This is a genomic window from Acinetobacter celticus, from assembly GCF_001707755.1.
GTDB classification, from domain to species: Bacteria; Pseudomonadota; Gammaproteobacteria; order Pseudomonadales; family Moraxellaceae; genus Acinetobacter; species Acinetobacter celticus.
The window spans coordinates 436,765-448,517 of the sequence record NZ_MBDL01000009.1; the positions used below are offsets into that span (position 1 = coordinate 436,765).

The following is an 11,753-nucleotide window of genomic DNA, read 5'->3' on the forward strand; positions in this document are numbered from 1 at the left end:
TTATCATTTGTTTTATTTGTCAGTTTGAAATCACCTTGAATACGATTACTCTTCTTCAGCCAGATGATTGGCACGCTCACCTTCGTGATGGTCCGGCTTTACAGCGTACGGTTCCAGATTTAGCCAATCAATTTGCCCGCGCTATTTGTATGCCAAATCTTGTTCCTCCTGTTAAAACAGTTGAAGAAGCAAATGCTTACCGTGAACGTATTTTAGCGCATGTTCCTGAAGGTGTACATTTTGACCCACGTATGGTGTTGTATTTAACCAATAATACCGCACCAAGTGAAGTGCTCAAAATCAAGCAATCTGACTATGTCAATGCGATTAAACTTTACCCTGCTGGTGCAACCACTAACTCAGACAGCGGTGTCAGTGACATCAGTAAAGTCTATGGGGTCATTGAACAACTGGAAGAACACCAAGTCCCATTATTGCTACACGGTGAAGTAACACATAACCATGTTGATATTTTTGATCGCGAAAAACGCTTCTTAGATGAAGTGCTTTCTCCATTATTAAGACAATTTCCAAAACTTAAATTAGTTTTAGAACATATCACAACCAGTGAAGCGGCTCATTTTGTTCTAGAGCATGATCGCCACGTCGCGGCCACTATTACGCCACAACATTTATTGTTTAATCGTAATGACATGCTTGTGGGTGGCATCAAACCACATTTTTATTGCTTGCCTATTTTAAAACGTCAAACTCATCAGCAGACCTTGCTTGAAGTGGCGACCAGTGGCAGTCCTAAATTTTTCTTGGGTACAGACAGTGCACCACACTCAAAAGATGCCAAAGAAAATGCATGTGGTTGCGCAGGGTGCTATAGTGCGCCTACAGCAATCGAGCTTTACGCTCAAGCATTTGATCAAGTCGGAAAAATTGAGCGCCTTGAAGGCTTTGCTAGCCATTTTGGTGCAGACTTTTATGGCCTTCCGCGTAATACCAATACCATTACCCTGGTAAAAGAAGATCAAGTAATTCCTGAAAGTTTAGACTATTTGGATGGTGAAAAAATTATCCCTCTACATGCGGGTAAAACCATTCAATGGAGAAAAGTGTGACAGATGAAACTCTACCAATAATTGGTCAGCGTTTCCGTGGTTTTTTGCCTGTCGTTGTCGATGTTGAAACCGCAGGCTTTAATTCACAGACCGATGCATTATTGGAAATTGCAGCCATACCAATTGTGTATGATGCTGATGGCAAATTTGTGCCTGGTGAAGCGTACCATGCGCATATCAACCCATTTGAAGGCGCAAATTTAGATCGCCGTTCATTGGATTTTATTGGGGTTGACCCATTTAACCCAATCCGTATGGCGATGGCTGAAGATGAAAAAACTGCATTAAAGCGTATTTTCAAATCAGTCAATGACGTTCGTCGTAAGCAAAATTGTACGCATGCCATTTTGGTTGGTCATAATGCACATTTTGACTTAGGTTTTGTACAAGCAGCCATTGCGCGTACAGGGACTAAAAATCAAAACCCATTTCACAGTTTTTCTGTGTTTGATACAGTGACTTTAAGTGCTGTTGTATTCGGTCAAACCGTTTTAGCAAAATCATGTATTCAAGCAGGAATTAATTTTGACGGTAAAGAAGCACATTCTGCTTTGTATGACACGCAAAAAACGGCTGAATTGTTTTGTTTTATTCTAAATAAACTTGGCCCACATTTACTTGAAACCTTGGTGGCGGATTAATAAATCTCGCCCCCTTTGCAAAGTCCCTTTCGTTTTAAATTTTAAATATTGTTTATGTTTTTATAACTCTGGCTAAAATTTAAATTCGTCTAGGGACTGCAATTTTTTCATTTTCCCCTTTAATGATTTAGATAATTAAGTTTTAATAATTAAAATCCCTATAAGCGCAAAACTCAAAATAGGATTAAATTTTATAGTAAAAATTGACTCATATTTTGTGCGCATCCTCCAATTGACCATCATTTTATAGCCGATATTACATAGAAGTTTTAAATACAATGTCACTATGTTTGCTCCACTCAAACATTTTAATACGCATTTCCCCTCTGCTTTCGCTATACTTCTGTCCGACTTTTACTCAATAAATCTACTGTATGATGAAAAATATTTTATTGGTTTTGATGATTTTACTTCCTACTGCTCTTTATCTGTACACCATAAACAAAAGTGATACTGTAACGACGCAAAAACCAACACATATTGAACATTCAACACCTGATTCAAAGCACTAAAAATAAGACTCTAAGTATCTATTTAAAATTAATTTGTAAAAATTATAAGAAAAAAAAAAGATTAATGTTAATTTTCACATTTCCAAACGATAAACTATCTTTTGGGAACTAAATATTTTCACTATACAGCCTTCCTCTTCAGCAATTTGGCGCAAATATGATTTTAAAAATTGAATGGGTGTAGTCACTTTTAGCACAGTTATTTTCTGAATGAATATTTGCTAAAGTCAGTTTAGTTTCCGTCGTCAGTGGCTAAAACAAGGGCATCACGTAAACGAATTAAAACTCCATACACCTTGGTTTCCTTTATTCGTGCTAGTGCCCATTTTAGGCTTTATTTGCTACACAGCAACGAATCTAAGTATGACCAACAGACTCTGAAATGCCATCAGGTTTTATGGGTTGCTTATTGTTTATGGTGGCCTGTTATACAAGCTCCTATTGGCTTTATCACAATAAAAATGAATTAACTCCACATCCAAACTGAATAAAAGTGCAGTTTATAAGCTGTACTTTTATCCTAAAAGTCATTTTTCATACAATTAATTCAATATATTAAAAATAACCCCTATTCTAATTTGACAGATAATTCAAAAATACATAATATAGCCCACACCTCAAAACGTCCCTATCGTCTAGAGGCCTAGGACATCGCCCTTTCACGGCGGTAACCGGGGTTCGAATCCCCGTAGGGACGCCATCTTTTGATCTTATCTGATCAACACTTATTCATAATTACTATTATTTCATTGCAGATTTGTGGTTTTTCACTACAATAGCCTGCTTCATTCTTCGTTATTTTTTCATACTTTATGCACTCATCTCCGAATGATGCTTCGCATCAGGGCAATTCTGCGCCGTTAAAACGCGCTATGAGTACTCGACATCTGGTCATGATTTCGCTTGGTGGCGCAATTGGGACAGGCCTATTTTTAGGGTCGGGTGAAGTCATTGCACAAACGGGGCCCATTGGTGCAATTTTTTCATATTTTTTAGGCGGTGTTATCGCCTATATGGTCATGCTCTGCTTAGGTGAGCTGGCTGTTCATATGCCTGAATCAGGCTCTTTTGGAACATATGCCACCAAATATATTGGCCCAGGTACGGGTTATACCATTACGTGGTTATATTGGCTCACGTGGTCTGCTACTTTAGGCACTGAATTTACGGCTGCCGCTTTGCTCATGCAAGAATGGTTTCCACATGTTTCCGTATGGTTATGGACACTGATTTTTGCAGCCTTTGTATTCCTAATGAATATGAGTTCAACGCGTTGGTTTGCAGAATCCGAATTCTGGCTGGCCTTAATTAAAGTCATTACTGTCGTGGTCTTCATTGTATTGGGCTTAATGGCTATTTTTGGCTTAGTCAGCTATCAAGGCTTTGAATCTGCGCCACTATTTAGCAATTTAACGGCACAAGGCTGGTTCCCTCAAGGGCTCTTCCCTATTTTTGCAACGATGCTGATTGTAAACTTTGCGTTCTCAGGGACTGAATTGATTGGTGTGGCTGCCGGTGAAACCGAAAATCCCACCAAAAACGTGCCGAAAGCCATCAACACGGCCATTTGGCGCCTGCTCATTTTCTTTGTCGGTACGATTATCGTAATTAGTGCCTTACTGCCTCATCAAATGGCAGGCTTAGACGCAAACGGCGTGAGTAGCAGTCCATTTGTAACGGTCTTCAATCATATTGGTATTCCATATGCAGAAGATATTATTCGTTTCGTGATTATTACAGCTTTACTGTCAGCAGCCAATTCAGGTCTATTTGCCGCCTCACGGATGATGTGGTCGCTGTCTTATAAAAAGATGCTTCCTGAGGTGTTTTCGCGTTTAAACCGTAGAGGCGTTCCGTATGTAGCGATTATTGTCACCATGTTCGGCGCATTACCTGGTTTGCTTTCTGAAAAGTTCGCACCGGAAACCATCTTTAAGAACTTGCTCGGTATCGCGGCATTTACCATGGTTGTGGTGTGGATGAGCATTTGTTTGAGTCAGTTTAATTTCCGTCGCCAATGGTATAAAGATGGTCATAGCGCCAAAGAACTTGGCTTTGCTGCACCTTTATTCCCTATTGTGCCAATACTCGGTTTTGTATTCTGCTTTATTACTGGTATCAGTATGGTCTTTGACCCTGAAATGCTTCCGGGTTTTATTGGCTGTATGATTTTCATTGTGTGTTGCTACATCAGCTATTACAGCATCTATCACAAAAAAGCTTAATTACGAATTGCTGCAAATTAGAGTGACTCAGGTCGCTCTTTTTTAGGTATATAAGAAAGTATAGGGGCAATAAAAGACAACATTCTATGAAAATTATCTTTATTCATGGCATGAATCAACAAAATTACAATGCAAAAAGTTTACGTCAGCATTGGCTAAATATTTTCAAACAAGGTCTAAAATGTAGCAAATACCCCAATTTTAATTTCAATACGCTACATATTGACCTGCCTTTTTATGGCGATTTACTGACTCAACATCACCAACAAAACACACTAGATTTAAATACTTTTTTGCCCAAAACATGGTTGAATTTCCCTTTACACTTGCATCAAGCTCAAGAAAAATCCATCGAACATACCGATTTTATTCCATTTTTACCTCACTATAGTGTAAGTCAAAATTTGCCTATTTCTGAAAAACTTAACCTTTTCACGGCACTGGCCAAAGACTTAGCATTGAAAGAATTTTCTATTTTATTGAACCATTTTCCCAAATTACATGAGCAACTGATTCATCAATTTTTAATTGAAACGTACTTATATTTATCCAATGAATGCTTTTTACAAGAGGTTCATGCTCGAATTCTGAACTGTATGAACACTTCAGAAAAATATATTATCGTGGCACACTCTTTAGGTACCGTAATTGCGTATAACCTGTTATATCAACACCCCGAATTTAACATCCAAAATTTTATTACCTTAGGCTCCCCCTTGGCATTTCGTGTCATTCAAGACCGTATTCAACACCCGATTATTCGACCAAAAGGTATTCGGGGTAATTGGTTAAATTTTTACTCACCCGATGACTTTTTAACGGCATTCCCACTTACCAATGCACCATTTTGCTTTAGCCCCCCTATTATTAATCAAATGATCTCAACATTTACCAATAAACCACATGAGATTATGGGGTATCTACAACACCCTGCTGTTATACAATCAATCATCCAACCGCTCATAAAATGTTAAATTTCGCCTTTTATTTAAACAAAAATTCAAATTATGCCCATAATTTACCCACTCAATCTATTTTCATGATTTTATTTCCGAAAAGCGTTTGACACCCTTCCATTTTCGCCATAATATACGCCCACCTCTGAAACGTCCCTATCGTCTAGAGGCCTAGGACATCGCCCTTTCACGGCGGTAACCGGGGTTCGAATCCCCGTAGGGACGCCAATTTCAGAAGTAATGTTTGTATTTAGTCCCTATCGTCTAGAGGCCTAGGACATCGCCCTTTCACGGCGGTAACCGGGGTTCGAATCCCCGTAGGGACGCCATTAACTTCAACATGAAAGCAATGGTTTATAAATAATTACTTCACGCTGTCCCTATCGTCTAGAGGCCTAGGACATCGCCCTTTCACGGCGGTAACCGGGGTTCGAATCCCCGTAGGGACGCCATATTTGAGACCTAAAACATCTCTTTAAAAAAGCTCAAGCATTATGACTTGGGCTTTTTTATTGCCAAAAAAATGGCTACATATTTTATAGTTTTACTGTATCAATCTATTTATGATGAAGACTGAAATTTTAATTATAAAAATGGCATGGAACTCAAATTACATCACTTAATTAATTCACGCTCGCAACGTATTCTTTGGCTATTAGAAGAGTTACAGTTAGATTATGAGCTGATTATTCATCCACAAAAAGTTTTGAATGCGGATGCTCCTCCACATAAATTTCCAACCTTACTGTTACAGCAATCGGGTCATGAACAGACCTTAACGGAAAGTAGTGCCATTGCAGCTTATCTTTGCCAACAAAAACAGGCGCTGATTTTAAACAGCTCGGCGCATCATTATTGGGACTTTTGCTTTTATACACATTTTAGTGATGGCAGTTTTATGCCTAATTTAGCGCTCAAGCAGGTTTTTTCACAAATTGTGTGCCAAACCCCATGGCCTGTGCGTTTTATCAGTCTAGCCGTTAAGGCAACATTCAATAAGTCATATTTAAACCCTGAAATAAAAACCCAATTAGCACTCCTGAATGACCATTTAACCAAAAACACATGGTTGGCTGGAGATCAGTTTAGCTATGCCGACATCTTGCTCTGGTTTCCCTTACACGCGTGTATGCACGCCTATCCAGACTTTCAGGCTTACAACACCCTAGAATGCTATTTAAGGCAAATAAAAAGCAGACCAGCCTTCCAAGCCGCGTTGCTCAAAGGTCAATGGTCTGCTGATGAATTTCAACGCTATTGGGAAATGACCCAATAGCGTTAGGCAAATTCAGTCTCAAAATTATGTGATCATCACACGCTCAATTTAAGCCGATTTACGTGAATTGACATGCCCCTTAATTACTGCGGTTAAATTGCCCTTTAAATATTTAAAGAAGACTTTTAATGGTGATAATTTTGGATTCGGCTGTTTGCCTTCACCAATACTTTTAAACTGCGCGGCATACCAAATAATTTCCATGATTGCCATTTTATCAACCATAGGAATTCCTGTTTTGATTTTATCTACACCATAACGAACATCTTGACCCGCAATCAAACGATTGGCTAAATCTGTTTCTACGGCAAATGGGCGAGCAATACCCACAAATTCACAGGCACCACTGTCTAGGGCTGCATTCATCCCTTCAACTGTACGAAAACCACCTGTTACCATTAAATGGCATTTTACTTGTTTACGAATTTTTTCTGCAAAATCTAAGAAATAAGCTTCACGAGCAATGGTACTGGCTTTACGTTTATCTTCTTTTGCGCCTGCCATTGCGGGTGCTTCATAACTACCGCCAGAAATTTCAATAAGGTCAATGCCTGCATCATCGATGGCTTTAAAAACTGTTACAACATCTTCTTCGCTAATACCACCACGCTGAAAATCGGCTGAATTCAGTTTCACTGAAATAATAAAATTTTCTGAAGTGGCTTTACGCACTGCTGTATACACTTCCAATAAAAAACGCATACGGTTTTCAATAGAACCGCCCCATTGGTCTTGACGCTTATTGGTCAAAGGCGACAAAAACTGACTAATTAAATAACCATGCGCCCCATGTAATTGCACCCCTTCAAAGCCTGCCTGCTCACACACTTGAGCGGACGTCGCAAAGCGCTGGATAATATCCAAAATTTCATCTTCATGAAGGGCTCTTGGCGTACCAAAAGTAGTGGCTAACATGGGACTAAATGGCACAGCAGACGGTGCTACAGTTTCCTTATTTAAACCTTTTGGACACTGACGCCCCGGATGTGACAGTTGAACCAACTGCACCATGCCATGTTGTTTTCCGACATTTGCCCACTGTTGTAGCAAGGCTAAATCGCGATCAGATTCTACAGCCACCACACCAGGTTCATTTTTAGCGCGAATATCGACCATGACATTGCCTGTAATGGCACAGCCTAGCCCACCTTTTGCCCATGCTTGGTACAAACCAAAATGTAGATGGTTTGGCTGGCCTGCTGTATTGGCCAAGGCTTCACTCATGGCCCCTTTAATCAAACGATTTTTAAAGTGGATGTTTTTTATTTGAATGGTTTCTGCAAGATGAGTCACGATCATTATCCATTTACCTATTTAGAGTTATCACTCTAACTGGATTTTCTTGATCGTCAAGACCATTTTGACAATCAATCTTGTCAAAATAGATAATTATTTCATCTGAGCTCATATTGACTGGCTTCAATCAACTTACGGGTATATTCAGTTTGTGGATGCGCAAAGAGTTGCGTGGTTTCCTGAAACTCCATCACTTGTGCATGATGTAACACCAATACTTTTTGGCACAGCGCCTTAACCACTTGTAAGTCATGACTAATAAAGATGTAGCTCATCTGATATTCCTGCTGTAAATTGCGCAATAAAGTCACAATCGAACGCTGTGTGCTACGATCTAAAGCCGATGTTGGTTCATCTAAAATCAACAATTGAGGTCGTAACACCAAAGCTCGCGCCAAGGCAACGCGCTGACGCTGCCCACCGGACAATTCATGTGGATAACGCGACTTAAAAGAAATCGGGAGTTCCACCTTCTGTAAGGCTTCATCAATCTGTGCCTGTATTTCAGAAGCATCTAACTTTCTTATTTCCAGTCCTTCCCCAATGGTTTGCTCTACATTTAAACGTGGGTTTAAACTGCTAAATGGATCTTGAAAAACCATTTGAAAATGACTGCGTAACGGTCGCAATTGCTTCTCTTTTAAGTGATTCAAGTTCTGTCCGCGCAGCATGATTTCACCTTCGCTTTCAATTAAGCGTGCCACAGCCAAAGCCAGTGAACTTTTACCTGAACCACTTTCGCCGACTATCCCAATAGACTGGCCTTGCTCTACGTGAAAACTCAAAGGCTCTACGGCCACAAAATAATCTTTCACTCGGTTCAATAGACCGTGCTTAATTGGAAATTTGACTGCCAACTGATTCAATTGCAATAACACAGCCTGCTCAGCTACAACCAATGCCTCACCAAAATCATGACGAAGCAAGTCGCGCGTATAAGCTTGCTCAGGTGCTCTAAATATCTGTTCAGTGGGGCCTTGCTCAACCACATAACCTTTATGCATCACCAAAACTTGGTCGGTATAACGGCGCACTAAATTTAAATCATGGCTGATTAAAATCATGGCCATATTGCGTTGTTGTTGCAAAGATTTGAGTAAGTTTAGAATTTGTGCCTGTAAGGTTACATCTAGCGCAGTTGTCGGTTCATCCGCAATTAAGATATCAGGTTCTAATGCCAAAGCCATAGCAATCATGACTCGTTGTCGTTGCCCTCCTGAAAGCTCGTGCGGATAGCGCTTTAACTTATCTTCTGCTTCTGTAATACCGACATCTTGGAGCAACTGAATTACACGTGCGCGGGTTTTATCTTTAGACCAACCTTGCAACACCAAGGTTTCACCGACTATCTTTTCAACACGATGCAACGGATTTAATGCCGTCATCGGCTCTTGAAAAATCATGGCAATTTTTTGGCCACGAATTTGTCTAAGTTGTTGCGGAGGAAGCACCAACAAATTTTGACTCGCTAACAGTGCCTGCCCTGTAATTTTTAAATTTTTTGGCAGTAAACCCAACAATGCCAAACTACTAATTGATTTACCCGAACCACTTTCACCTACAATCGCGACAGTTTGACCTGCATACACATCAAAACTTAAATTTTGAACCAAAAACTGCTGATCATGCTGAATGTTTAAATCCTGTACACGAAGCAAAACGGGTGTGTTCTTACAGTAATTAACGTCTTGGATCGAATGCATCACGTGTCGCCTCCCCAATATAAATCAATAGCGACAGCACAATGGCCAAAGTAAAAAAGCCTGACAACGCCAACCACGGTGCATTTAAATTGTTTTTCCCTTGCAAGAGCAATTCACCCAGTGAGGCAGCATCTGGCGGTAAACCATATCCTAAAAAATCGAGTGCAGTTAAAGCGGTAATATTGGCCGTTAACATGAAGGGAAGTTGCGACAAACTAGAACTCATGGCATTGGGTAAAATATGTCGAAACATAATCGTATGGTCATAAACGCCTAAGCTTCGAGCAGCTCGCACATAATCTAAATTTCGCGTACGTAAAAATTCTGCTCGAACCAATCCCACCAAGGTTGGCCAGCCAAATAACAACATAATGGCAAATAACCAATACACGCTGGGAGTAAACATGCTGACCAAAATCATCACCATGAATAACATGGGTAAACCGCCCCAGACTTCCAATATGCGTTGTCCAATTAAATCCACCCAGCCCCCGTAATAACCTTGAATAGCACCTACCACAATACCCAATACAGCAGATGCTAAGGTCAAGGCAAAACCAAACAGGAGTGATACACGTAAACCATATAAAATGCGGGCCAACACGTCACGGCCTTGGTCATCTGTTCCCAACCAATTTTGTGTGGTTGGTGCTGAAGGTACTGGAACCGCTAAATCTAAATTTGGCGTTTGAAATGAATATCCTATAACAGGCCAAAGCGCCCAACCTTTAGCCTGAATAAGTTGCTGAACTGCAGGATCTTTATAATCTGCCTCAGTTTCAAATACCCCACCAAAAGTTGTTTCTGGATAGCTTTTGAACACAGGCACATAAAAACTTTGTTCGTATTTCACCAGAAGTGGTCTATCGTTGGCAATCAATTCTGCGCCCAATGACAAGCCAAAAATAATTGAAAAAATAATCAAACAACCCAAGCCAAGTTTATTCTGTTTAAAACGTTGTAGTCGTTCACGCATCATTGGAGACATTATTTTGTCCCCTGTGAATCAAAATTAATTCGTGGGTCAATGATTTGGTACAACACATCACTTATTAACCGCAACACAAGACCCAGTAAGGTAAAAATAAATAAGGTGCCAAAAATTACAGGATAGTCACGCTGTACAATGGCTTCAAAGCCCAGCAATCCCAAACCATCTAAATTAAAAATAATTTCAATGAATAAATTACCCACAAAGAAAATGCCAATTAATGCTTCTGGTAAACCCGCAATCACAATCAACATGGCATTTCTAAATACATGGCCATACAATACCCGTGATTCCGTTAAACCTTTAGAACGCGCAGCCAACACATATTGTTTATTCAATTCTTCCATAAATGAATATTTAGTTAGATAAGTCAGTCCCGCAAAGCCGCCAATCACCATAGCCAACAAGGGCAAAGTCATATGCCAAAAATAATCGGTTATTTTTCCCAAAATCGTCAGTTCAGCAAAATTTTCTGAGACCAAGCCCTGTAACGGAAACCATTGAAAATATGACCCACCTGCAAAGAACACAATGAGCAAAATGGCGAATGCAAAAGCAGGAATGGCATAACCTACAGCCAAGAGCATGGATGTCGATTTATCAAAAAATAAACCATGCTGACGGGCTTTTTTAATGCCTAAAGGAATAGACACTAAATAAATCAGCAAGGTACTCCACAGTCCCAAAGACAGTGAAACGGGTAGTTTTTCCCACAACAATTGCGTAACTGGCTTGTCTTTAAAAAAACTAATGCCAAAATCAAATGATGCATAACTTTTTAACATTTGCCAAAAACGTTCTGGTGCAGGCTGATCAAAACCATATTGGGCTTCAATTTTTTTGACCATTTCTTCACTTAGGCCTTTAGCACCTTGGTATTTTGCAGTGGCATTGGTCGTTTCGCCACCCGCACCTGCTCCCATACCTTGAAATGCTTCAGCTTGTTGAATGGCTTGCTCGACTGGCCCGCCCGGTGCAATTTGAATGACCATAAAGTTGATCAGTAAAATGACCAATAATGTTGGAATAATCAGTAGCAGCCTTTTTAATATATATATGCCCATGAATGATGATCCTTCTGCG

9 protein-coding genes and 4 tRNA genes are annotated in these 11,753 nt (G+C 39.9%); 9 read left to right on the forward strand and 4 right to left on the reverse strand.

Translation table 11 applies throughout. From position 1 onward, the window contains the following. Positions 1 to 35 precede the first annotated feature (35 nt). The 9 genes from pyrC (at position 36) to BBP83_RS08855 (ending at position 6,680) form a co-directional block, all read left to right on the forward strand. Positions 36 to 1,070, forward strand: a complete 1,035-nt coding sequence (gene pyrC, locus BBP83_RS08815) for a dihydroorotase (RefSeq protein ID WP_068887572.1) — start codon at positions 36 to 38, stop codon at positions 1,068 to 1,070. After that, positions 1,055 to 1,711 (forward strand): ribonuclease T, encoded by a 657-nt coding sequence (gene rnt, locus BBP83_RS08820; protein ID WP_078055420.1) that lies wholly within the window; start codon positions 1,055 to 1,057, stop codon positions 1,709 to 1,711. Before pyrC ends, rnt begins: the two co-directional genes overlap by 16 nt. A gap of 1,136 nt (positions 1,712 to 2,847) precedes the next feature. Then, positions 2,848 to 2,923: transfer RNA gene (locus BBP83_RS08825), tRNA-Glu, on the forward strand. Between the two features lie 112 nt (positions 2,924 to 3,035). Continuing rightward, complete coding sequence (locus BBP83_RS08830; RefSeq protein WP_068887576.1) at positions 3,036 to 4,448, forward strand: amino acid permease; 1,413 nt, start codon at positions 3,036 to 3,038, stop codon at positions 4,446 to 4,448. An 86-nt stretch (positions 4,449 to 4,534) separates the two neighbouring features. Then, complete coding sequence (locus BBP83_RS08835; RefSeq protein WP_068887578.1) at positions 4,535 to 5,422, forward strand: hypothetical protein; 888 nt, start codon at positions 4,535 to 4,537, stop codon at positions 5,420 to 5,422. 134 nt (positions 5,423 to 5,556) lie between these two features. Further along, a tRNA-Glu gene (locus BBP83_RS08840) sits at positions 5,557 to 5,632 on the forward strand. A 25-nt stretch (positions 5,633 to 5,657) separates the two neighbouring features. Continuing rightward, positions 5,658 to 5,733 (forward strand) — tRNA-Glu (locus tag BBP83_RS08845). Positions 5,734 to 5,780: 47 nt separating this feature from the next. Next, positions 5,781 to 5,856 (forward strand) — tRNA-Glu (locus BBP83_RS08850). Positions 5,857 to 6,002: 146 nt separating this feature from the next. Continuing rightward, the gene (locus BBP83_RS08855) at positions 6,003 to 6,680 is read left to right on the forward strand and encodes a glutathione S-transferase (protein WP_068887580.1); all 678 of its coding nucleotides are present in this window, start codon (positions 6,003 to 6,005) and stop codon (positions 6,678 to 6,680) included. Between the two features lie 48 nt (positions 6,681 to 6,728). On the opposite strand, the gene BBP83_RS08860 is transcribed toward BBP83_RS08855, so the two are convergent. The 4 genes from BBP83_RS08860 to BBP83_RS08875 all read right to left on the reverse strand — a co-directional run bounded on the left by BBP83_RS08860 (position 6,729) and on the right by BBP83_RS08875 (position 11,734). Continuing rightward, positions 6,729 to 7,973, reverse strand: coding sequence for an NADH:flavin oxidoreductase/NADH oxidase family protein (locus tag BBP83_RS08860; protein WP_068887692.1), 1,245 nt, complete (start codon positions 7,971 to 7,973; stop codon positions 6,729 to 6,731). 101 nt (positions 7,974 to 8,074) lie between these two features. Further along, positions 8,075 to 9,679: an ABC transporter ATP-binding protein gene (locus tag BBP83_RS08865; RefSeq protein ID WP_068887587.1), complete on the reverse strand. Its 1,605-nt coding sequence runs from the start codon at positions 9,677 to 9,679 to the stop codon at positions 8,075 to 8,077. Further along, the gene (locus BBP83_RS08870; protein WP_068887588.1) at positions 9,657 to 10,667 is read right to left on the reverse strand and encodes an ABC transporter permease; all 1,011 of its coding nucleotides are present in this window, start codon (positions 10,665 to 10,667) and stop codon (positions 9,657 to 9,659) included. The genes BBP83_RS08865 and BBP83_RS08870 overlap by 23 nt, the downstream gene beginning before the upstream one ends. Next, positions 10,667 to 11,734, reverse strand: a complete 1,068-nt coding sequence (locus BBP83_RS08875; RefSeq protein WP_068887589.1) for a microcin C ABC transporter permease YejB — start codon at positions 11,732 to 11,734, stop codon at positions 10,667 to 10,669. The genes BBP83_RS08870 and BBP83_RS08875 overlap by 1 nt, the downstream gene beginning before the upstream one ends. Between the last annotated feature and the right edge of the window lie 19 nt (positions 11,735 to 11,753).